At 55.5% G+C, this 22,341-nt stretch carries 18 protein-coding genes; 1 reads left to right on the top strand and 17 read right to left on the bottom strand.

From position 1 onward, the window contains the following. Positions 1 to 19 precede the first annotated feature (19 nt). Complete coding sequence (locus tag R0135_RS02235) at positions 20 to 1,165, top strand: beta-ketoacyl-ACP synthase III (RefSeq protein ID WP_407348639.1); 1,146 nt, start codon at positions 20 to 22, stop codon at positions 1,163 to 1,165. A 21-nt stretch (positions 1,166 to 1,186) separates the two neighbouring features. Here R0135_RS02235 and hisC read toward each other — a convergent pair whose 3' ends face one another. The 17 genes from hisC to ccmE form a co-directional block, all read right to left on the bottom strand. Continuing rightward, a complete protein-coding gene (hisC, locus tag R0135_RS02230; protein WP_407348638.1) occupies positions 1,187 to 2,266 on the bottom strand; it encodes a histidinol-phosphate transaminase in 1,080 nt (359 codons plus the stop codon). Then, on the bottom strand, positions 2,263 to 3,003 hold the full coding sequence (gene phoU, locus R0135_RS02225) for a phosphate signaling complex protein PhoU (RefSeq protein WP_407348637.1): 741 nt from the start codon (positions 3,001 to 3,003) through the stop codon (positions 2,263 to 2,265). Before phoU ends, hisC begins: the two co-directional genes overlap by 4 nt. Before the next feature lie 62 nt (positions 3,004 to 3,065). Beyond that, the gene (gene pstB, locus R0135_RS02220; protein WP_407348636.1) at positions 3,066 to 3,887 is read right to left on the bottom strand and encodes a phosphate ABC transporter ATP-binding protein PstB; all 822 of its coding nucleotides are present in this window, start codon (positions 3,885 to 3,887) and stop codon (positions 3,066 to 3,068) included. Then, positions 3,888 to 5,351: a phosphate ABC transporter permease PstA gene (gene pstA / locus R0135_RS02215; RefSeq protein WP_407348635.1), complete on the bottom strand. Its 1,464-nt coding sequence runs from the start codon at positions 5,349 to 5,351 to the stop codon at positions 3,888 to 3,890. Further along, entirely contained in the window at positions 5,338 to 7,419 is a 2,082-nt protein-coding gene (locus R0135_RS02210; RefSeq protein ID WP_407348634.1) for an ABC transporter permease subunit, read from the bottom strand. The genes pstA and R0135_RS02210 overlap by 14 nt, the downstream gene beginning before the upstream one ends. Then, positions 7,412 to 8,323, bottom strand: coding sequence for a phosphate ABC transporter substrate-binding protein (locus tag R0135_RS02205; RefSeq protein ID WP_407348633.1), 912 nt, complete (start codon positions 8,321 to 8,323; stop codon positions 7,412 to 7,414). The genes R0135_RS02210 and R0135_RS02205 overlap by 8 nt, the downstream gene beginning before the upstream one ends. Continuing rightward, positions 8,320 to 9,597, bottom strand: a complete 1,278-nt coding sequence (phoR, locus tag R0135_RS02200; protein WP_407348632.1) for a phosphate regulon sensor histidine kinase PhoR — start codon at positions 9,595 to 9,597, stop codon at positions 8,320 to 8,322. The genes R0135_RS02205 and phoR overlap by 4 nt, the downstream gene beginning before the upstream one ends. Further along, the gene (gene phoB / locus R0135_RS02195) at positions 9,594 to 10,304 is read right to left on the bottom strand and encodes a phosphate regulon transcriptional regulator PhoB (protein WP_407348631.1); all 711 of its coding nucleotides are present in this window, start codon (positions 10,302 to 10,304) and stop codon (positions 9,594 to 9,596) included. The genes phoR and phoB overlap by 4 nt, the downstream gene beginning before the upstream one ends. A 102-nt stretch (positions 10,305 to 10,406) precedes the next feature. After that, positions 10,407 to 11,030 carry a transglycosylase SLT domain-containing protein gene (locus tag R0135_RS02190; protein WP_407349862.1) on the bottom strand — a complete coding sequence of 208 codons (624 nt, stop codon included), beginning with the start codon at positions 11,028 to 11,030 and terminating at the stop codon, positions 10,407 to 10,409. Next, positions 11,030 to 13,057, bottom strand: coding sequence for an NAD-dependent DNA ligase LigA (gene ligA / locus R0135_RS02185; protein WP_407348630.1), 2,028 nt, complete (start codon positions 13,055 to 13,057; stop codon positions 11,030 to 11,032). Before ligA ends, R0135_RS02190 begins: the two co-directional genes overlap by 1 nt. Positions 13,058 to 13,065: 8 nt before the next feature. Then, positions 13,066 to 14,007 (bottom strand): cell division protein ZipA, encoded by a 942-nt coding sequence (zipA, locus tag R0135_RS02180; RefSeq protein WP_407348629.1) that lies wholly within the window; start codon positions 14,005 to 14,007, stop codon positions 13,066 to 13,068. A gap of 61 nt (positions 14,008 to 14,068) precedes the next feature. Beyond that, positions 14,069 to 17,569 (bottom strand): chromosome segregation protein SMC, encoded by a 3,501-nt coding sequence (gene smc, locus R0135_RS02175; protein WP_407348628.1) that lies wholly within the window; start codon positions 17,567 to 17,569, stop codon positions 14,069 to 14,071. A gap of 137 nt (positions 17,570 to 17,706) precedes the next feature. Continuing rightward, complete coding sequence (gene ccmI / locus R0135_RS02170) at positions 17,707 to 18,900, bottom strand: c-type cytochrome biogenesis protein CcmI (protein ID WP_407348627.1); 1,194 nt, start codon at positions 18,898 to 18,900, stop codon at positions 17,707 to 17,709. After that, positions 18,897 to 19,394 (bottom strand): cytochrome c-type biogenesis protein CcmH, encoded by a 498-nt coding sequence (locus R0135_RS02165; RefSeq protein ID WP_407348626.1) that lies wholly within the window; start codon positions 19,392 to 19,394, stop codon positions 18,897 to 18,899. Before R0135_RS02165 ends, ccmI begins: the two co-directional genes overlap by 4 nt. Beyond that, a complete protein-coding gene (locus R0135_RS02160) occupies positions 19,394 to 19,933 on the bottom strand; it encodes a DsbE family thiol:disulfide interchange protein (protein WP_407348625.1) in 540 nt (179 codons plus the stop codon). Before R0135_RS02160 ends, R0135_RS02165 begins: the two co-directional genes overlap by 1 nt. After that, complete coding sequence (locus tag R0135_RS02155; protein WP_407348624.1) at positions 19,917 to 21,899, bottom strand: heme lyase CcmF/NrfE family subunit; 1,983 nt, start codon at positions 21,897 to 21,899, stop codon at positions 19,917 to 19,919. The genes R0135_RS02160 and R0135_RS02155 overlap by 17 nt, the downstream gene beginning before the upstream one ends. Further along, positions 21,896 to 22,339 carry a cytochrome c maturation protein CcmE gene (ccmE, locus tag R0135_RS02150; protein ID WP_407348623.1) on the bottom strand — a complete coding sequence of 148 codons (444 nt, stop codon included), beginning with the start codon at positions 22,337 to 22,339 and terminating at the stop codon, positions 21,896 to 21,898. Before ccmE ends, R0135_RS02155 begins: the two co-directional genes overlap by 4 nt. Positions 22,340 to 22,341 lie beyond the last annotated feature (2 nt).

Below are 22,341 nucleotides of genomic sequence, written 5' to 3'. Positions count from 1 at the left end.
ACAATAAGCAGAGGCGCACATGCCCGAATCGTCGGTTTCAGCAGATTCAAAAGAGGTCTTCCTGACCGGCACAGGTCTATACACGCCTCCCAATTCCATCAGTAATGAAGAACTCGTTGAGAGCTTCAATCAGTTTGTGGACATTCATAACGCCGAGCATGCCGAGGCCATAGCCGCCGGAGAAATGCCTGCACTTGCACACTCATCGGCTGAGTTTATCGAGAAGGCCTCCGGAATACGCTCTCGTTACGTGGTCAACAAAGAAGGCGTTCTGGACCCTCATCGTATGGCCCCACACATCAGTGACCGCTCCAACGACGAGCCATCTGTGATGTGTGAAATGGCGCTGGTAGCGGCACGTCAGGCTCTGGAGACCGCGGGTCTTCAGGCATCGGAGCTGGACGCGGTAATCTGCGCAGCGTCGAATATGCAACGCGCATACCCCGCTATGGCTGTAGAAGTTCAATCGGCCCTGGGCGCCGGTGGCTACGCCTTCGACATGAACGTGGCCTGCTCCTCAGCGACCTTTGGTCTTCAGCAGGCCCGCGACGCCATCCGAAGTGGAAGCGCCAAAAACGTTCTGGTGGTCAATCCAGAGATCTGCACCGGGCATTTGAACTTTCGGGACCGCGACTCGCATTTCATTTTTGGTGACGTTTGCACCGCTATGATCATCAGTGACCGTCCGGGCGCGTCCCAAAGCAACTTCAAGGTGCTCGACAGCCGATTGCAGACGATGTTTTCCAACAATATTCGCAATAACTTTGGATTCCTCAATCGCGGCGACGAAGAAGGAATAGGCAAAGCGGATAAACTCTTTGTTCAGGAAGGTCGAAAAGTATTCAAGGAAGTGTGTCCCGCGGTAGCCGCACAGATTAGTGAGCAACTGTCTTCTTTGGACATGCTGCCCTCTGATCTCAAGCGCATGTGGCTGCACCAGGCCAACCTCAATATGAATGTGCTTATCGCCAAACGGGTATTAGGACGAGACGCCAGCACCGAAGAGGCGCCGGTAATCCTCGATGAGTATGCAAACACCAGCTCCGCAGGCTCGGTGATTGCATTTCACAAGTATCACGAAGACCTCGTGCCGGGCGAACTGGGCGTCCTATGTTCTTTTGGCGCCGGATATAGCATTGGCAGCGTGGTGCTTGAGCGCTGCTAAAGTATGGCTCTGGGACCCGTCCTAGCCCTTAGCCTTAAGAACAGCCAGCACAGATTCCAGTGTCGTAAGGAGACCGGCACATTGCTCCCCGGTTCCCACACTTATTCTCAGATATTCGCTGATCCGGGGCTTATCCCAGCGGCGCACAATGACCCCCTGCTCCCGCAGCGCCTCAAATATCTCCTTGCCCGACACAGAAGCGTGCTTTACAAACACAAAGTTTGCTGAGGACGGCAGCACCTCAAACCCCAGAGCTGCCAGGTTACGAGACAGGCTTTCCCGACTCTCCACTACCTTGCGGCAGCACTGGGCAAACCATGCCGTATCGCGATAGGCCTCTACCCCGGCACGCTGAGCAACCACGTCCAAGGGGTAAGAATTAAAACTGTCTTTGATTCGCACCAGGCCTTCGATCAACTCCGGGCTGCCAAAAGCCAGCCCAATGCGCAAACCAGCCAGTGCACGAGATTTGGATAAGGTTTGTACCACTAATAAATTATCGTACTGGGCCAGTAAAGGGATAGCAGACTGCCCACCAAAATCAATATAGGCCTCGTCAACCACGAGCAAACGGTCCGGCGCCGCGTCCAGAAACTGTCGAATGCCCTCCAGCGGCAGTAAGAGCCCCGTAGGCGCATTAGGGTTTGGCAATATAACCGCCGCCGCTGAGCTGTCGTAGTCATCCGGATGTAGGCTGAAGTCTTCTCGAAGGGGTATTTGACGATAAAGCACATCATGCAACTGGCACCAAACCGGATAGAAGCTATAACTGATATCCGGAAACAGCAGCTCTCTTTGCTGCTTCAACAGACCCTGAAAAACGTGCGACAGTACTTCGTCTGAACCATTTCCGACAAATACTGAATCAACGTGGATTCCGTGGTGATCCGCCACGGTCTGTCTGAGCTCCTTAGACGCAGGATCTGGATAGCGCAACAAATCATCACCATCGACCGCTCTAAGCGCATCTAAAACGCGCGGGGAAGGCGGATAAGGGCTTTCGTTGGTATTAAGCTTGAGCAGCTTTTCTATCTGCGGCTGCTCCCCGGGGGTATAGGGCTCCAACCTGGTCGTCAGTTCATTCCAAAAACGCCGGCTCATTTTTCGTCACTCTTTAATAATGTCTGCAGCTCTCCCGGCTTCATGTGTCGAACATCCCGCCCCAGCACGAGATAAATAACCTGCTCCGCAATATTCGTCGCATGGTCTCCTACCCGCTCAAGCCCTCTCAGGGCCCACATTTCATGCACTGCGCCACTGATCGAATTGGGGTCTCTTTTCATCAAACGCACATAACTACCCATCGCGGCGTCATATTCCAAATCCACAGCCCCATCGTCCAGCACCACATCGATCGCTTTTGACACATCCAGCCTGGCGAAGCTATCGAGCGCCTCTCTGAGCATTAATGCCACGTATTTGCTGATCTGTCGTAACTCCACCGAGGTGCCTGTTGATGGCGGCAACTCCGAGAGCTTGGTCGCCTGCTTTGCGATACGCGTGGCTTCGTCACCAATACGCTCTAAATCCGTGGTGGCCTTCGCCACCGCGAGCACTAAACGAAGATCGCTTGCTGCGGGCTGTCTACGCGCAAGAATTCTCGAACACTCTTCATCGATCTGCAGTTCCATTTCGTTGATTTGCCGGTCCGCTCGCACGACCAACTCCGCCTGCCCGCTGTCGCGTGACAGCAGCGATGCCATGGCCCGACTAAGCTGTTGCTCGACCAACCCTCCCATCTCAAGAAGATGGTTCTTCATCGCATCCAGCTCAGCATTGAACTGCCCGGATATGTGCTGCTTATGCTGATCGCCTTGCAAGAATTCTCCTTCATTCATTTACATGCACACTGGGTCTGGAATACACCAGAGCCGCCTCAGGGCTGCTTATCCCCAGGAACCTAGCCGTAACGTCCGGTAATGTAATCCTCGGTCTGGGACTCTCGGGGATTGGTGAAGAGTGTATCTGTTTCGCCGAACTCGACCAATCGACCAAGGTTCATAAAGGCCGTCATATCCGAAACACGCGCTGCCTGCTGCATGTTGTGCGTAACAATAACAATGGTGTATCGCGTTTTGAGCTCATAGATTAGCTCCTCGATACGGAGCGTCGAAATAGGATCCAGGGACGAGGCGGGTTCATCCAGAAGTAGCACCTCCGGCTCTACAGCAATTGCTCTGGCGATAACCAGACGTTGCTGTTGTCCCCCGGATAAGACCAAAGCATTCTCATTCAGGCGATCTTTTACCTCATCCCAAAGGGCCGCGGAGCGCAGTGCACGCTCGATGAGTTCGTCCAAAAGACGCTTCTTTTTAAAACCCTGAATACGCAAGCCAAAGGCCACGTTTTCGTAGATACTTTTAGGAAACGGGTTCGGCGACTGAAACACCATACCTACCCGGCGACGCAAAGTCGCAACGTCAACACCCTTTGCGTAAACATCCTCACCGTCCAGCCACACATGACCGCTGATAATGCTTCCTTCGATAAGGTCATTCATACGGTTAAAACAGCGCAAAAGACTCGACTTCCCGCAGCCCGAGGGACCAATAAAAGCGGTGACCCGCTGTCTGGGTATTTCGAGACTCACGTCGTGCAGAGCGACATTCTGGCTCCGCAAGTAATGCAGACTCAAGTTTTCTACCTGCAAACAGACATCTGAATTGGGTGAAGGCGCTGGCGCGCGCTTCAAAGCTTTTACATCAATACTGTGGTTTTTCATCTAAATCGCTTCTTGTGGTTTAAATGCGTTGCGCAAACGACTGCGCAGCACAACTGCAGCAATATTCAATAGCAAAGCAATAACAACGAGCAATAAGGCAGTCGCAAAAACCAGTCCTTCAACAGTTTCGAGATGCGTACTCTGAAATCCCAGGTCATACACATAAAAGCCCAGGTGCATGAATTGACGATCCAGGTGTAAGTAGGGGTACTCTGCGCTCACGGGAAGTCCGGGCGCATACTTTGCCACTCCCACCAGAAGCAACGGCGCCACCTCTCCAGTTGCTCTGGCAACCGCCAGAATCAGGCCTGTAAGCACCGCAGGAGATGCCGCAGGTAAGACAACATGCCACAGTGTCTCTGCGCGGGTTGCACCCAATGCCAGGCTCCCCTCGCGCAGACTTGAAGGTACACGAGCCAGGCCCTCCTCCGTCGATACGATCACCACAGGCAGCGTCAGTAGTGCCATGGTCAAAGCCGCCCAGAGCATACCTGGCGTTCCCAGGGTCGGCGCAGGAAGCCGATCTTCGAACAACAGCGTATCCAAAGATCCCCCGACTGCGTAGACAAAAAAGCCCAGTCCAAAGACGCCGTACACAATCGAGGGGACGCCCGCCAAGTTGTTAACAGCAATACGCACCAATCGAGTAAGGGGCCCTCGCTGGGCATACTCCTGCAGATAAATCGCCGCTAACACCCCCAGAGGCGAAACGATCACAGCCATAAGCAGCACAAGAATCACCGTTCCAAGAATCGCGGGAAACACCCCTCCCTGCACATTACTGCGGCGCGGCGACTCGCTCAAAAATCGGCCTAGAGCGCTGGCAAAGTGGGCGATCTTTTCATGCATGAGCATAGCGTTGGGCGCATAGGCTGCCTTCACATCGGCAAGCGGCACATTAACTATCCCCCCGGACGCCAAGCGAACTCCAAAAATACTGGCAGCACCACGGCGCAACGCGGCTGAATCCGCGTCTGTAGCATCGCGTAGCACGGCCAGCTGATCCTCCAAAGACAGCTCCCCCAGCGAGCGGGTCTGTTCTCCAATTTGCAGTGAGTGCAAAAAGCCGTATATCGGCCCAAGACTAATTCGCTCTATCACAAGCGCATTTTTTGGCACACTCCGCTGCAAGGCAGCTGACTCGTCAACCCATAGCAAAGGGGAATCGAAGAAATCTTCACCACCGCGGTGTAAAAGCACCCTACTTAAATTGAGAGATTGCTCAGTCTCCCGATCAAGAATCACGCCGAGCTGTGCCGGATGCCCCGACTGAATGCTCTGAATAAAATGCAGAGGCTGCGGCCAAAAGTGCGTCAAGCCTCGAATAGAGAGCAAAGACAACAGACCGATTAACACCAGCAACGCAAACACCACAGCGCCGGCACTCAACCACACCATCGGCTCCGCTCGTCGGACTCCCGACTGCAGATTCGACACGGTCAGTATGCGCTTAGCGGTAGGCATAGACGTAACGCAATCGCTGACGAAACAGCTCAGCAATTGTATTGAGAATAAAGGTAAGCCCGAAAAGCACCAGGGCAGCCAGGAATAGCAAACGGAACTGCACGCTCTGCGTGCCCGCCTCTGGCAGCTCCACCACAATACTGGCACTGAAACTGCGAAGGCCTGAGAACGCACCGGGATCCATAAGCGGTGTATTACCGGTTGCCAGCAAAACAATCATGGTCTCACCCAAACCACGAGCCAAACCGATCAGTAAAGCTGACAAAATTGCAGGCGATGCAGCAGGCAGTACTACTCGCGAAAGCGATTGCCAGCGCGTTGCACCCAGGGCAAGACTTCCGTCTGAGAGGCTTCGCGGTACCGCAAAAATCGAATCTTCCACAATTGAGAACATCACAGGTGTTATGGCGATCCCCATAGCCATGCCAACAAGCAATGCGTTTCGCTGCTCATAAGCTATGCCCCACTCGCTCCACAACCAGTCGCGCAAAGACTCGTCAAACAACCAGCTTTCAAGACTGTCGCCATTCATCATAAGCACAACCAAAGCACCCAGGTAAGCGACAAACACCAGTGCCACGCGCGGTGGTCGACGTTGAAAACGCGGCGAGAGCAGCTGTAGGAACAGATGGCCCAGCGCCAGCAAGATCGGCAATCCCAGCAGTACCAAGGGAAGTAATAAAATGGGTAAAAGGTAATCCAACAACAGCGGTGCCAGCCACAACCCCGCAACAAAACCCAGGACCACCGTTGGAAATGCCTCCAACATTTCGATGCTCGGTTTAATTCGATTGCGAATACGCGGAGGCAGAAAATATCCGGTGTATACGGCCGCTCCTAACGAGAGAGGAACCGCTAGCAACATGCCATAGAGCGCTGCTTTGAATGTGCCGTAAAGCAAGGGAGACAAACTAAGTTTGGACAATGCTCCGATGGCGCCGCCATCCGGATGCCAATATTGGCCCGGCTCGTCGTAGCCACCAAACCACTGGGGCAACCACAGGCTCCTCCATCCCGTCTCCGGAAAGGAGTTTTGCACGTTTACCCGGACCAGAGTGTCCTTCGTAAGACGGTAAACAAATCGACCGTCTGTACCAATACCCAGATGCCCCGGCCCCGCAAGCTCCGGCACTTGCTGCCGCAAAAGCAGTTCCCTACTGCTCGGCACCTGGATAACAAGCTCGCCACCGGCACCCACCAGGTAGGTCACTCGTCGACCGGATTCGCTACCGAGCCAGAGTACGTCCATAGCCATGCGTTGAGGATCACCCAGTCGGGGCATGGCCGCCCGGGCCACATCGAAGCGATGCAATTGGTTATCAAAATCGACCAGCAATAAGGTTTCGTGATCGGGCCCCCAGGCCATCAGCTTGGTTTTGCTGTTAACGCCCAACAGCGATCCTTGCTGCACGACTTGACTGCCCCTTCGCTCCGGATGCCATCGAAGATAGGAACCCCCATTCACCAGCAGGACCTGCCCCGACGCAGCGTCAACCAGAAGACCTCCGCCCAACAACTCACCGACAGGCCGCGACCAGCGGGTGAGAAGAGGCTCTTGGTCCACGCTATAGCTGAGAACTCCGGCATGTAGGAGGCCATTTTTGTCAGCGTAAGAGAACATGAGACGCTGAGCATCGCTATCGATACTCATGCTGTCCAGGACCGCATCCGGCGCGGACACTCGCGCGCGCAGCCGCGCCTCACCAAGCTCGCTCCCCGATTGAGCACGGGGGAGCACAAGATCAAAAACCTGCAAGACATCGCCGCTCAGATACGCAGCGCGCTCACCACTGCTGAGCAGTGTTCCGGGCCGTGCCGAAACGGAATCTGGAATCTTTAGAATTACGTCACCGGTCATGACGGCTAAATCACCGTCGAAGGCCAACTCCTGAGTCGATGAAGATTGCAACTTCGCCGGCGCAGCCAGCGGCAACGCCACGTAGAGCAAATACGCCAGAATCAACAGAATGAGAACGATAACCGCGCCGCCCGCAGCGCCAATGGCAAGGCTTGCCAAACGGTCCCGGATCTTACGAGCCGCTGAAATCTGTCGCGAAGACTCAAGCATCGCCAAGACCCAGGTCCTGGCGCAGTTTCACAAGCTCGGCTTTATCCAAAGCTCCGTAGCCCAGACGGGACACTTCCCTTTGCCCCTCAACGCTAAACACCATATCCAGAAATGCCGCAGTGACTTCATCGATAGACGTTTGCGGGGGACGATTGATATAAACGAACAGGCGCCGCGCTAATACGGCCTCTTCCACGCCGTCATCGTGAACCACCCGAAGTCTCTTCACGCTGTCGTTCAAATAACCTGCACTGGCGTATCCAATACCGTTTTCATCCATCGCAACAGCCCTCACCACCGCAGAGGAGCCTACAAGACGATTAAGATAGACAGCAAAATCGCCGGAACATAAGACCTGGCGACGAAACACACTATAGGTCCCGGACGCGGCGCTACGACCATATACGCTGATTACTCGATGCGACCAGTGTTCCGCTAAGCCCAGACTACCCCAGTCACGGATCGCTCGTGGGTACCCACAGCGACGCGTTCCAGAAAATATTGCGTCAAGTTGTGCGGTGCTAATTACTTCCAGTGGATTGTCGCGATGCACAAAAACCGCGAGCGCATCCTCGGCTACCGGCACCGCCGTAGGTTGATAACCAAATTTACGCGTAAACGCGCTGATTTCAGCCGGTGACATGGGTCGACTCATAGGCCCAATATCAGCAGTGCCTTGAATCAAAGCCGTAGGTGCTGCGCCGGAACCAATTGCCCGGACCTGCATAGAAACGCGAGGATGCCTCGCCGTTAACATCTCCGCCCAAATAGACGTTAGCGCGCCGAGCGTGTCCGAGCCCGTGCTAACCAACTTACCCACAAGCGGCTCATCGGCGCTTGCGGAGGCAAAACAAAGCATCAGGCTACTGGCGAGAAGCGCAGAAAGCAGAGATCGACGTTTCACGGTAATGGAAAGTGCAAAGAAAACCGGCTGCCGCGCCCTGGCTCACTATCAATCGTAAGCTCTGCGCGGTGCGATGCTGCGACGTGCTTGACAATCGCCAGCCCCAAGCCCGTACCGCCGGTGCGAGCGTTGCGACTTTCATCAACCCGATAAAAGCGTTCTGTAATCCGACTGAGGTGCCGCTCTTCGATGCCCACACCCGAATCCACTATGTGCAACACTAAGGTGTCGTCTTCGCGCACCCAACTGACCCGGACCGGATCTTCGTCTCCACTGTACTTCAGGGCATTGATTACCAGGTTAGATACGGCACTCCGCAGTTCCCGATAGTTACCCAGAACCTTGTCCCGTGTTTCTATCTCAAGAACCACCAGCCGGTCCGGGTAACTGGAACCAAGTTCCTCACGCAGTTCTTCAAGCATGGCCACCATGTCGACCGCATTTGTCTCGCGATCTTCGCTAACAGTTTCAATACGACTCAACCACAACAAATCCGTAAGCAGGTTCTCCATGCGTTGAACCTGCTGATCCATCTGCCCCGCAGCTTTTTTGAAGCGCGGCTCATCAAACAACTCGCTCGACGAAAGCGTATCAAGATAGCCTTTAAATACAGTCAAGGGCGTACGCAGTTCGTGAGATACATTACCCACAAAATCACGGCGCATTTGCTCCATCTGAACGATACGAGTCACATCACGAAAGAATAATAAAAAATCACCTCCAGCAAATGTCGTGATTTCTACCTGGAGTATTTGCCTACTGTCGCTAGCACTAGGGAGCTGTAAAGGCTGCTGAAAATCACCCTTCAAAAAATAGTCGTGAAAAACAGGCCAACGCAGAAGGTTCAATACAGGCTGGCCTCGGTCCCGGGGGTAATCCAAACCCAGCAGGCCCTGCGCAGCGTCGTTGGACCATTCGATCGCGCCACTTTGCGTAAGAATCAACACCCCATCGCGCATAGACGCAAAAGAGCTTCTCAAATAATCCACTGTTGACTGTAGACGACCTCTGGCTTCGCGGTTTTCCCGCTGCAAGCCGTAAATCGTGTCGTAGACCAGACCCCAGATTCCGGCACTCTCCGGTGGCGCTTTATTGGGGTCCTCCAGCCAGCGACGCATCAGCCAGAGCTGCCAAAGCCAAATACCTGTGAGTACAAAAAGCCCCAGGCACAACATTTCCAGCGTATAACCCGTGGCCCATCCAAGCAGCCCCGAAGCGGCAAGGACCAGCAGCAGTTTACGAAGTTCGGCGCGCCAACTGCCCGCAAGACTCAATCCGTGGGTACTCCTCGAGAGGAAAAGCGATAACCCGTGCCGCGTACCGTTTGAATCACCCCGCTGTAGTCTTTACCGTCTATTTGTAGCGCTTTACGCAAACGCCGGATGTGCACATCTACTGTTCGCTCTTCTACATAGACATTGGCACCCCAGACCTGGTCCAGCATTTGATTACGGCTATAAGCACGCTCGGGATGCGACATAAAAAACTGCAGTAAATTGAACTCTGTGGGACCCATATCCAAAGGCTGTTCCGCAAGAAACACTCGACGACTCTTACCGTCCAGAATCAGCTCCGAAACCTGCATGCGATCAGTGCTCTCACCCACTCCCGAGCGGCGCAACAGCGCCTTAATCCGCGCGATCAGTTCCCGGGGCGCGAAGGGTTTGGTTATGTAGTCGTCGGCACCGACCTCGAGGCCCTGAATCACATTATCCTCGGCAGTCTTTGCAGTAAGCATGATCACAGGGATTTCTTGAGTGGTTTCGTCGCGCTTCAGTCGTCGCAGTAGCTCGATACCACTGCCTCCGGGCAACATCCAATCAAGAAGCACGATGTCCGGGCGCTGATCGACCACGATTGCGTGGGCATCCTGAATGTTGTCTGCTTCAAGACATCGGTAATCAACAATCTCCAATGCCATCCTCAGCATATCTCGAATGGCAAACTCATCATCAACAACCAGAACCGTACGCTCGCTCATCCCCAATACTCTCCAAAAGGACTGCCAAAGTCGTGAATCTTGCAGCCCGCGTGTGACACAAAGATGACAGACCACGGATGATCGAGCAAAGAACTGTTCGTATTAGAACCAGTCAAACCAGCCTCTACCCTTCTCTAACTCAGCTCTGCAGCCTCCCAACTGTCGGTCGTACAGCGCAGAGCGATCAGACACCTTACGCGCAACCGCTAACAGCCAGTCTTTGGATCCATAAGTTCCCCGCTCATAACCTCCATGACCTTCGTGATAGGCCAGATAAAGACGATACGCGTCGTTCTTGGCAATACCATTGCGACGATAGGACTGATGGTTATACCAGCCCACAAAATCCAGGGCGTCGCCAAAGTCATCGCGATCGGCGCCGTAGCGCCCCGCCGAGCGTTGATAGCCCTCCCAGGTCGATTCAAGAGCCTGACTATAGCCATAGGAATCCGACGGGCGAGGCCCAGGAATGAATCCGAGAATTTTCTTCCGCGGCGGCTTTGCATTGGCAACGAACCGCGATTCCTGATGAACAATAGCCATCAATACCGGAATCGAAGTGCCCCAGGCTTTTTCTGCATCGCGGGCGTCTGCGTACCAACCTCGTTTATCATCAAATATTCCGCAAATATTATTCACGTCTTTAGGTGGTGAAGTCGCGCAGCCCCCGAGCGCCAAAGCGATCAAGAACGCCACAGACAGCGGCAACAGTCGAGACGCGGGGATCACCCTGAGGCCTCCGCAACACGGGCCAGAAAGTCCTGCTCGTCAATAATTTCGATGCCCAGAGACTGAGCCTTCGTCAGTTTGCTCCCAGCACCGGGGCCAGCTAGCAAAACACTGGTCTTGGCCGATACGGACTTGGCAGTGCGCGCCCCAAGACTTCGAAGCGTCTCTTCGGCTTCCTCACGGGATTGGCTCTCAAGTTTTCCGCTTACGACCCAGGTCTGACCCTCCAGCGGTCCCGACACATCCTCTGTAGTAGCAATTACCGGCCACACCACGCCTGCGCCCAAAAGTCGCTCAAGTACCTGCTGATTGGCATGAGAGCTAAAAAACGCAAGCAGGTGCTCTGCAACAACAGGGCCTACGTCCGGCACTTCCAAGAGACTATCGAGGTCCGCAGACGCTATGGCCTCGATGCTGCCGAAATGCTTTGCGAGCGCCAGAGCCGTAGCTTCACCAACCTCACGAATGCCCAGCGCAAACACAAATCGCGGAAGCGTGGTCTTGCGACTGGATTCAATCGCCCTCAGCAGCTTCGCTGCGGATTTTTGTCCCACACGATCAAGCTTAAGAAGCGCCTCAGGCTCCAGCTTGAACAGGTCTGAAACGTCCCGCACCAGCCCAGCATCCACCATCTGCTCGATCAGCTTCTCTCCGAGACCATCGATATCCATCGCTCGACGACTTGCAAAATGTCGTATGGCCGCTTTGAGTTGTGCCGGACACCCCAAGCCGCCGGAACAGCGCAACGTGGCCTCGCCTGCAACACGCTCAACCCCGGACGCGCATACCGGGCAAGCGTTTGGCGCCTCGATGCGCGTAGCACCCGCAGACCGTCGCTCCTCAATCACCGAAACAACCTGAGGAATTACATCACCCGCCCGCCGCACTACCACGGTATCGCCGTGATGGAGCTCCAAACGCCCTATTTCATCCATGTTGTGCAAAGTCGCATTACTTACGGTAACGCCGCCGACAAACACCGGCTCAAGTCTGGCTACCGGTGTAATTGCACCCGTTCGCCCCACCTGAAACTCTACCCCTGTCACCCTGGTAACCGCCTCCTGAGCAGGAAACTTTCTGGCAATAGACCAGCGCGGCGCACGCGCAACGAAACCCAGCTTACGCTGCGCCTCAAAGTCATTTACTTTGTACACGATCCCGTCGATATCAAAACTCAAGCTATCGCGTTGCTCACCCAGACGTTGGTAGTAATCAACGCAGTCTTCCAAACTGGACAGCCGTTCTGCGTAACGACTGATGGGAACCCCCCAGGAACAAAAGAGTTGCAGCACATCCCAGTGGGATTTGGGCCAATCATCCTCGGGATGCTGACCCGATGCATAGGCACAGAACGCCAAAGGTCTCCGCGCCGTAATTCGAGAATCCAGCTGACGCAAAGAGCCAGCAGCCGCATTCCGTGGATTTACAAAGGGTTTCTCGCCATCACGCCGTGCTTGCTCATTGAAAGCCTCAAACCCCGCTCGAGGCATGAATATTTCACCGCGAATTTCCACCAGCTCGGGCCACTTATCTCCCCGAAGTTTCAAGGGAACTGAACCAATAGTGCGCACGTTAAGGGTGATGTCTTCTCCGTGGGTACCATCCCCGCGGGTGGCAGCTCGCGCAAGAACCCCTTGACGGTAGATCAAACTCACCGCGATCCCGTCAAGCTTGGGCTCCGCTACTAACTCCGGGAGCGTCTCTACATCCAGTCGGTCAACAACACGTTGTAAAAAAGCACTAAGCTCCTCGTCGCTAAACGCATTGTCCAATGACAGCATTGGCATCGGATGCGCCACGCTTTCAAAGGCACCAAGAGGAGCCGCGCCCACACGTTGTGTCGGAGAAGAAGGATCCTTGAGCTCAGGATATTGGGCTTCGAGCTCCTGCAACTCTCGGAGCGCTTTGTCGTAGTCCTGATCAGGGACCTTAGGATCATCCAGAACGTAGTACTGATGGCTCCAGCGCTCAAGCTGAGCACGCAGAGCCTCAACCTTGGCTTGGACATCGTCGGGCTGAGACATGTCTATTCCTAGCCCCGCTGGGCAAGTAGTCGACGTTCAAGCTCACGAATTTGCTGCCGGGAGTGCTCTACCGCTTGCTGCGTCAATACACTTCGGGACTCATCCAGCAGGTCTCCGCCAAGATTTCGGGCGACCACGCGAGCGGTCTCCAGCATGTAATCAAAGGCCTGGATCATGTCTTCGGGACCGGGGAGTGTCACAAAAAACACCAGCCCCCTGGTGAACATTCCGTCCATATTATCGATATCAAAAACGCCCGGCTGGAGCATATTTGCGACGCTGAACTGAATGGGACCACGACCTGCCTGCTGCTCGTGACGATGAAAAAAGTTCATGTCACCAAAACGCAGATCGCAGGCCAGCAGAATCTCCAGAATGTCTTTACCAGCAAAGCCTTCGGAGTTGCGGGACATCACGTGAAGAATAATAACTTCAGTCTGGACAGCGCTCTGGGCTTCGTCATCGCTGAGCTCGCGAGGGACGTCCGGCTCCGGGATGTCGTCGAGCCAGTCGAGATTCGTAGGCTCATTGCTATCGGCACGCATACCCTCAAAAGACACAGACTCCGAGTGCGCCTGTGGCGGCGCAGTACTTGGGTCTTTCTCAGGGGCTGCACGGGTCGCCTTCCCGGATGCTCCTTCCAGGGATCCACCTTCCAATGCGTCCGCCAGCTCTTCATCGGCTAAAATCCGGGGCTTATCGCTGGAGGGACCCAGTCCATCGCTACCCAGCAGATCTTCGCGACTAACTATGCGCGCGCCGCCATTAGGCAGCTCACGAAAAACAGTAAGATCCTCGGCCGGCACATCCGGAGGCAGCTCTGGCGCCAGTTTGACGCGCAGCCGCTCCCTCTGCTGACTGCGCATCCTGCGCCAGGCATCGATCATCACTGCGAGAATCAAAAGACTCCCGACGAGCACCATTCCATCGCGTAAAGTCAGTTCAGGCACGGGCTTTTATACTCCTCCCCAGACAACAGCGAACAAGATGTCCCATGACCGCGACGCACTATCAGCTCGCTGCCAGTTCTGCGGCTTCTTCTACATCGACGGTCACCAGACGGGAAACGCCAGGCTCATGCATTGTCACACCCATGAGCTGATCGGCCATTTCCATAGTGATCTTATTGTGGGTAATGAACACAAACTGCACCTTCTCTGACATTTCTTTAACCATCCGCGCGTACCGCCCAACGTTGGCATCATCCAATGGCGCATCGACCTCGTCGAGCATACAAAACGGCGCAGGATTAAGCTGGAAAATTGAGAACACCAATGCGATCGCCGTGAGAGCCTTCTCGCCACCGGACAACAAATGAATGGTGCTGTTCTTCTTGCCTGGAGGCTGGGCCAGAATTGACACACCGGTATCCAGCAAGTCATCGCCCGTCATCTCCAGGCTTGCCGCACCGCCGCCGAACACCCGCGGGAAGAGTTCCTGCAGGCCAGCGTTCACCTGATCAAAGGTGTCTTTGAAACGATTGCGGGTCTCTTTGTCAATTTTTCGAATCGCTGCCTCGAGAGTATCCAAGGCTGATTCCAGGTCTTCGTTCTGGGCATCAAGGTATCGCTTGCGCTCTGACTGCTGCTGATACTCCTCAACGGCTGCAAGATTGATCGGGCCCAATCGCGCGATACGGTTTGCGTAACGCTCAAGCTCCGCCTGCCAGGCTGACATATCCACTTCCTCTGGCAAGGCTTCGAGGAGACTGTCCAGATTGCCTCCCAATTCTTCCAACTGACCCTGCATGGTGTTTTGCTGGTGCTCAAGCCCCTGCACGGCGAAACGACGCGATTCGAGCTTCTCTCGCAGGCCCGCAGCGCGCTGTTCAATCTGGATTCGCTCCTGCTCTGCTTCACGTAAGGTGTGCTCGATGTCAGCCAGGGCCTGTCGGGCGGCCGTCAGGTGGGTCTCGGACTCCAGCCGCAAAGCGAGTTGCGACTCCAGGTCCAACTTCAATCCTTCCAGTGGTTCATCGTTCTCCAGGCGAGAACTTTGCAAAATCTCCAGGCGCTCACCAAGGCGTTCAACCTGCTCGCGACTTCTCACCAGAGCAGAGCGGATCGTCTCGCTCTGAGTCACCAAAGACTGATGTCGAAGAGCCGCCTGATGTGCAGAATCGCGGCTTTGATGTGCCTGACTTCTTGCCGAATCCAAAGCGCTGCGAAGACCATCACGAAGAGACAACCGCGCCTCTCTGTCGGCGGTATCGCCATCCATGGATTCAATGGCTGCGGCGAGCTTGCTACGCGCTTCACCGATTGCTGATTGCTCTTGCTCAAACTGGGAACGCAACTCTTTGACTTCGTGGTCCAAGCGCTCACGTCGCGCAAGCACCTGCTCCTGCTTGGCTTCTTCAGCCCGCACCTGAGACAAGACATCCGATCGCTTAACCGCCGCCGAATCGGCTTCAGCGCGCGACGCTTTTAACTGCTGCTCCGCCGTGGCAAGTCGCTCATCGCTGTCAGCCAAGGCATTCTTGGCTTCGGCCTCAGCATCCGTAAGCTGCGCAATCTCCTGGCCTAAGGCCTCCAACTCCTGCTGCCGCCCAATAAGACCTGACTCAGTTTCGCCGCCATTGAGCGTTCGCAGCCAATTTCGGCCGAACCAAAGCCCCTCAGGCGTAATCAATGACTCTCCAGGCGCCAGGCTTGACCGCTTAGCTCGGGCATCCGCACTATTCTCGGCACAGCGCACTGCGGCTAACAACGATTGCGCGGGACTCTCGCCCTGCAGCTTGCGCGCGAGAGAGTCCTCGGCATGAGAACCCTCTGCGCCGGTCTCAAACAGGGTGAGATCGCCGCTGGCCAGTTCGCCCAGCGCCTCATCAAGCGTATCCACGCTATCAACGCATACACCCTGCAAAGCTCCGCCCAGTACAACTTCTACCGCGCTCTGCCAGCGGGCCTCGACTTGAAGCTCATCCAATAAGCGGGGGTTTTGTGACAGTCCGCGCTGGCGAAGCCAATCACCCACTTTTCCGCCTTCTGCACGCTCCTTTGCCGCCTGCTGCAAGGCATCAAGTGACGCCTCCCGGCCTCGCTGAATTTGCAGCTTTGAGCGCATATCGTTGAGCTTTTCCTGTCGCTCTCTACGCTCAAGACGCAAACGGGTAACATCACCTTCAAGACTTTGGAGCTTTTCGGACAGGACTTCACTGGCATCGTTAGCCAGTTCCAGCTCCTCCCGCAGTGAGGCCAAAGCTTCCATCGCTTCGTCATCGTTCTGTGACTCGCGCTCGTGGCCCAGCTGCTCCAAACGCTTTTGCAGGCGTGCCAGGGAGTGTTCCAGATGCTGAATGCGCGACTGCTGTACTTCAGTTTGCTGGCGCGGGACAGCAGCCTTTTGGTTGAACTCATCCCAATCTGTTTGCCACGACTGCATTTTTGTCTCTGCGTCCGCCAATGCGGCGCTGGCGCTTGCCGCAGCAGCCCGCTGTGACTCCAGAGCTGGCCCAAGAGATGCGAGCTCCTCTTCCCACCCAGATAATCGGTCACCATCTTCTTCCAGGTGCTGATTAGCCTGTGCAAGCCCTACCTCGGTGCTGCGAAGGTCGTCATTAATCTGCTGAGCCTTCTCGCCCTGATAGCGGATCTCCTGTTCGATGCGGCTGACCTCAGAACCAATAGCGTAAAAGCGACCCTGAACCTCGACCAGCTCATCGTTGCGCTCACTGTGGGTCACCCGATGCTGCTCAAGGGAGGTGTCCACTCGCTGTTGATCGGCATAAACCGACTCCAGGCGGACCTCGTGCTCTCCCACCTCATGCGCTGCAGCGGCGAGCTTTGACTGCAACTCTCGCAACTGTGCTGCCATCAGTTGTTGGCGCAGGGCTCGCTCTTCAGCTTTGAGATTTTTGTACTTTTCTGCCGCCTGGGACTGGCGCTGCAGGTGTTGCAGCTGACGCTCCAGCTCATCACGCAGGTCCGTCAAACGCTCAAGGTTTTCCAGTGTTCGACGCATCCGGGATTCGGTCTCCCGTCGACGCTCTTTGTACTTGGAAATGCCCGCCGCTTCCTCGATAAAAATGCGAAGCTCTTCGGGTTTGGATTCGATAAGCCGGGAAATCATGCCCTGCTCGATAATCGCGTAGCTCCGAGGACCTAAGCCGGTTCCCAAAAAGATGTCAGTGATATCGCGTCGCCGACACTTCGTGCCGTTTAAGAAATACTCAGACTGACCATCACGGGTGACCTGCCGACGGATGCCGATCTCTGCATAACTGGCGTACTCGCCACCAACACCACCGTCACTGTTATCGAAAACCAGCTCAATAGACGCCTGGCCCACAGGCTGGCGGTTGCCCGAGCCATTAAAAATGACATCAGCCATGGATTCGCCGCGCAGGTTCTTGGCAGAGCTCTCACCCATGACCCAACGCACAGCGTCAATAATATTGGATTTACCGCAACCATTGGGCCCGACAACGGCGCTCATATTGGTGGGAAAGTGCACAGCAGTGGGATCCACGAAGGACTTGAAGCCTGCCAGCTTAATCGACTTTAGACGCATCTAGCTTTAACTATCCTTCATAAATTCTTGTTTTCTATGGAGAATTTTTATTATTTTTGTGTGGCGCCCAGATATTGACCACAAGATATAGTGTATCTGCTTTGTGCCAATAACACTATGCCCGACCAACATTCGGCTTAACCGCGTTGATCTCGTCCCTGAAGCTGTATTTGCACGGCAACCTCGCTGCCGCCCGCAGAAACGGGACCTCCCACACCACTTAGGGACGCGTTTGCTGCCCCTGGCTGACCATTAGCTGAAAGCTGGGCGGACACCAGCACGGCCCCTGCTTCACTGAGGAGCTGACCGGCCATGGAGTCTCCATCGCTCAACCTCAGGGTGAGCGGCAGCTGCGCCGCCTGTAAGCGCCGCACCGCGATGGGCATACCGCCCTGCGCCTCGGCTCTGCGAGCAAACACAAACACCACTGCCTCGGGATCCACCTGATGGCCCTCTGGTAGGGCCAGCGATACGGAAATCCCCCTTACGTCATCGTCCACTTGTGGCGCCGCAGCGAGTTCAGAACTCAGTCCACCGCGCTCCATGGCAACCGCGATCACCTGCTCGAGCATATCGTATCCCGGAGACCCGGGAGCCTCCTGCTCCTGAAGCCGCCCCCAATAATTAACAGCCGCGCTATAGGCGCCGTTTTCAAAGGAGGCCATGCCCAACAGTCCGAGAGCGGTACGCTGAGTCGGGTCAACGGCCAGTGCCCGCTCGGCCAGTAACTGTGCTTGTTCATCGAGTTGCCGGTCGGCAGCCAAAAACCTTGCCTGCGCGGCCATCGCCAACGCCTGTGGATCTTCCGGTGCTTTCTCGGCCAGGCGCCCAAAGCTCCGGCTTGCCGACGCGTAGTCTTCCCCGGCCATATACAACTGCCCAAGCAAACCCAGGTACTGCAAGTTATCTTCTTTGACACGACTTCGAGCCGCAATGCGGTCTAATAGCGCGGTCCGGGTCGCCTCACTATCTTCTGGCGTTAACTGCGCCAACTCTTCATAAATGAGTACATCCTCAATCGACCCCGTCTGCAGATAGAGCCCCGCAGATACCAACAACACGAGCACCAGTAAGACCAGGCCAAGGCCGCGGCCAGCAACCGGCGAAGCGATCGGTCCCGCAGGCTCGTTGTTTGAATCCTCGAGAAGGCGCAGACGAGCATCATCCAAAAGCTGAGCATCCTGGCCTTCGAGCTCGGCCTGACGCTGGGTATACCAGCCCAGATTGGGGTCACTGGCATCGGCCGCTCGTGGCGCGCCGGGCTTGCGGGCCAGCAACAGGCCCGCCGCCAGCAGACATAAGGCGGCTACCCCGATTAAAAAACCGATCATGATTTTGAGGCCTTATCGTTGATAAGCCGATCCAGGCGAGCACGCTCCTCCGACGTAAGCTCAAGCTCTCCGGCTGTGGAAGCGCCTGCGGTGCGCCTTAGAAGCACAATCAACAGCACAATACCGGCGCCGAGCATGAGCGCCGGCGCCAGCCACAGCCACAGCGCCGCACCGCGGGTGTCCGGTCGGTAGCGAACGAACTCGCCATAGCGAGCTACCATATCCTCAAGAATGACTTCATCACTGGCGCCCTTCTCTAGTTTTTCAAACAACAAAGCCCGCAGGTCTTGCGATATTGGCGCATTGGAATCGGCAATATTCTGGTTTTGACATTTCGGGCAGCGCAGTTCCTGACTCAGTGCCCGGTAACGCTCTTCAAGCTCCGGTGTCGAAAACTCATAGGTCTCGATTACCGCTACTGCCGACAGGCTCCAGACAAGACCCAGAAACACAGCGAGACGTTTAACACGCGCTTTTAATAAGATTGAGAACATCAGGAATCTGTCGCTGCTGCGAGCGCGTCGTACACCGCTTTCAGGCGCCCAGTCCAGATACGCTCATCAATTACGCCTACGTGGCGATAGCGAATAACGCCATTGGCATCAATGAAGTAGGTCTCCGGCGCACCGTAAACCCCCAGATCAAGCCCCAGGGTACCGTCTGCATCGACGACACTCGCACGGTAGGGATCGCCCAGGCTATCCAACCAGCTGCGCGCAGCAACGGAATCATCCTTGTAGTTAAGCCCGTAAATGAGCACGCCTTCGTCGGCCAGACGCTGCAGATAGGGATGCTCCACTCGACAGGAAATGCACCAGGTAGCCCACACATTCAACAGCGCGGGCTTACCCACCAGATCCGCATCACTTAACATTTCCTGAGTTTGCAAAGCCGGCAACTTAAATCCGGGCAAGGGTTTGTCGATAAGCGCCGAGGGTAGCTCCTGAGGATCCAGGGATAGACCACGAAAGAGCAACACCGCAAGCAGTACAAATAAACCCAGCGGGACAAAAAGCTTAAGCCTGGACGACATCGGCACCCCCGGCCTGCAGGGCGCTGCGGCTTGGCTGTCGACGATAGCGACGATCGGTCACGGTAAGTAAGCCGCCAGCTCCCATAAATATCGCGCCCAACCACATCCAGCGCACCATAGGCTTGTAATGCAGGCGAATCGCCCAAGCTCCAGCGTCGCCCACAGGCTCACCCATGGCCACGTACAAATCACGAAACAAGCCGCCGTCGATTGCTGCTTCGGTCATCACTGAACCTGAAGCCAGATAGCGTCGTTTCTCTGCCAGCATGGTGCTGACCAACTTGTCGCCCTGGTACACCTCAAAGCGTGCGCCATCAGCAAGATAATTCGCTCCACGGAGGCGGACTGTTTCAATAAACTCGAAGCGATAGCCCGCCAGCGTCTGGCTTTCACCAGGAGCCATGCGCAGGTCCCGCTCGATATTGTATTGCGACGTGGCAACCACACCTATGATCGCCAGGGCAAAACCGCAATGGGCCATAACCATGCCCCAATAGCTGGGAGTTTGACGACGAATACTGCGCATCAGACTCGGACTATTGCTGGTGCGATCGCGAAAGTCCTGCACCAGTCCCGCGACAAGCCAGCCTGCGAGCACCACAGCAAGCGCCACCCAGATATTAAAGGCCTGGTCGCTCAAAAACGGAAAACTTACGCCACAGGCAAGCACCACAAGCGCTGGCACCGCCATGCGGCTGCGCCAGCGATAAACGCTGTCATCTCGCCACTTGGATATAGGCCCTATGCCCATAAACGGCACGAGACAAGCCATAAGAGGTACAAACACTGCGTTGAAATACGGCGCACCCACGGAGTACTTGCCCTGCCCCAATGCATCCATAAGTAGAGGAAACAAAGTACCAAAGAGCACAGTAAGCGTGGCAACCAGGAATACCACGTTGTTAACAAGCAGCAATGATTCCCGAGACACCGTGCCAAAACCGATACGGCTGCGCACCGAAGGAGCACGCAGGGCGTAAAGCGTCAGTGAACCGCCTACCACCATTGCCAAAAACACCAGGATAAACAGACCACGCTCGGGGTCCGCCGCAAAAGCATGCACCGACGTCAATACACCCGAGCGCACCAGGAACGTCCCCAGCAGGCTCAAAGAGAACGCAAATATTGCCAGCAATACGGTCCAGCTTTTGAAGAGGCCGCGCTTCTCAGTGGCCGCCAAGGAATGGATCAGGGCAGTGCCCGCAAGCCAGGGCATGAACGATGCGTTTTCTACGGGGTCCCAGAACCACCAGCCGCCCCAGCCAAGCTCGTAGTAAGCCCACCAGCTACCCAGCATGATCCCCAGGGTGAGGAACGCCCAGGCAACATTGGTCCAGGGTCGTGACCAGCGCGCCCAGGCTGCATCAAGTCGCCCACCCATGAGCGCTGCCACGGCAAAGGAAAATGCCACGCTGAAACCGACATACCCCATATACAGCAAAGGTGGATGAATAATCAGACCTGGATCCTGCAGTAGAGGATTAAGGTCGTTACCGTCTGCGGGAACACCGGGTAACAGACGCTCAAAGGGGTTGGAAGTAAACAAAGAGAATGACATGAAGCCCACGCCGATGAACCCCATCACCGACAGCACCCGAGCGAGCATGACCGTAGGGAGACCCCGGCTAAAGGTTGCTACCGCCGCCAACCAGAATGACAGTATGAGCACCCATAGCAAAAGCGATCCCTCGTGGTTTCCCCACACCGCAGAGAACTTATATATCGACGGCAGAAGACTATTGCTGTTGGATGCCACAACCTTTACCGAAAAATCGTCCTGTAAAAAGGCGATAGCCAGACACACGAAACTGATCAGGCAAAACACCGTGACCGCCGCCGCAAGTGTGGGCGCAAGTCGCATGGCCGCATAGTTACCGCGCCAGCTTCCCCACAAAGGAACCACAGTCAAAGCCACTGCCATTACCAGCGCTATAACCAGAGCAAAGTGACCGATCTCGGGGATCATGGGTTGACTCCAGCGGTTGCGCTGTTTTTCAACGCTTCGGCTACTTCAGGTGGCATGTAGTTTTCGTCGTGCTTCGCCAGCACCTCGTCTGCCTGTAGCACCCCGTTTGCATCAAGACGACCGGAAGCGACAACGCCTTCTCCCTCGGCGAATAAATCAGGAAGAATGCCTTCGTAAACAATCTCAACGTTCGCCTGATAATCCGTGACGGTAAAGCGTGTCTCCAAGTTGGTGTCAGAACGCGTGACACTACCTTCAACAACCATGCCTCCCACACGAATCGGCGTCGCCAACGGCGCCTTGCCGGCTGCCACGTCTACGGGCGGATAAAACAGATTGATATTGCCCCGCAAAGCGTAGGCGGCCAGACCGATTGCCACCGACGAGAAAAGCACAATACTTAAGACCACCCAAAGGCGTTGTTTGCGGACAGGATGCATTA

This window comes from Congregibacter variabilis (assembly GCF_045689235.1).
Classification (GTDB): Bacteria; Pseudomonadota; Gammaproteobacteria; order Pseudomonadales; family Halieaceae; genus Congregibacter; species Congregibacter variabilis.
This window is presented reverse-complemented; position numbering and strand designations above follow the sequence as displayed.

What these genes read in the sequence shown, in the direction of transcription:
- R0135_RS02235 (WP_407348639.1), top strand. Translation starts at nt 20, where the DNA reads ATGCCCGAATCGTCGGTTTCAGCAGATTCAAAAGAGGTCTTCCTGACC.
- hisC (WP_407348638.1), bottom strand. Translation starts at nt 2,266, where the DNA reads ATGAGCCGGCGTTTTTGGAATGAACTGACGACCAGGTTGGAGCCCTAT.
- phoU (WP_407348637.1), bottom strand. Translation starts at nt 3,003, where the DNA reads ATGAATGAAGGAGAATTCTTGCAAGGCGATCAGCATAAGCAGCACATA.
- pstB (WP_407348636.1), bottom strand. Translation starts at nt 3,887, where the DNA reads ATGAAAAACCACAGTATTGATGTAAAAGCTTTGAAGCGCGCGCCAGCG.
- pstA (WP_407348635.1), bottom strand. Translation starts at nt 5,351, where the DNA reads ATGCCTACCGCTAAGCGCATACTGACCGTGTCGAATCTGCAGTCGGGA.
- R0135_RS02210 (WP_407348634.1), bottom strand. Translation starts at nt 7,419, where the DNA reads ATGCTTGAGTCTTCGCGACAGATTTCAGCGGCTCGTAAGATCCGGGAC.
- phoB (WP_407348631.1), bottom strand. Translation starts at nt 10,304, where the DNA reads ATGAGCGAGCGTACGGTTCTGGTTGTTGATGATGAGTTTGCCATTCGA.
- ligA (WP_407348630.1), bottom strand. Translation starts at nt 13,057, where the DNA reads ATGTCTCAGCCCGACGATGTCCAAGCCAAGGTTGAGGCTCTGCGTGCT.
- smc (WP_407348628.1), bottom strand. Translation starts at nt 17,569, where the DNA reads ATGCGTCTAAAGTCGATTAAGCTGGCAGGCTTCAAGTCCTTCGTGGAT.
- ccmI (WP_407348627.1), bottom strand. Translation starts at nt 18,900, where the DNA reads ATGATCGGTTTTTTAATCGGGGTAGCCGCCTTATGTCTGCTGGCGGCG.
- R0135_RS02165 (WP_407348626.1), bottom strand. Translation starts at nt 19,394, where the DNA reads ATGTTCTCAATCTTATTAAAAGCGCGTGTTAAACGTCTCGCTGTGTTT.
- R0135_RS02160 (WP_407348625.1), bottom strand. Translation starts at nt 19,933, where the DNA reads ATGTCGTCCAGGCTTAAGCTTTTTGTCCCGCTGGGTTTATTTGTACTG.
- R0135_RS02155 (WP_407348624.1), bottom strand. Translation starts at nt 21,899, where the DNA reads ATGATCCCCGAGATCGGTCACTTTGCTCTGGTTATAGCGCTGGTAATG.
- ccmE (WP_407348623.1), bottom strand. Translation starts at nt 22,339, where the DNA reads ATGCATCCTGTCCGCAAACAACGCCTTTGGGTGGTCTTAAGTATTGTG.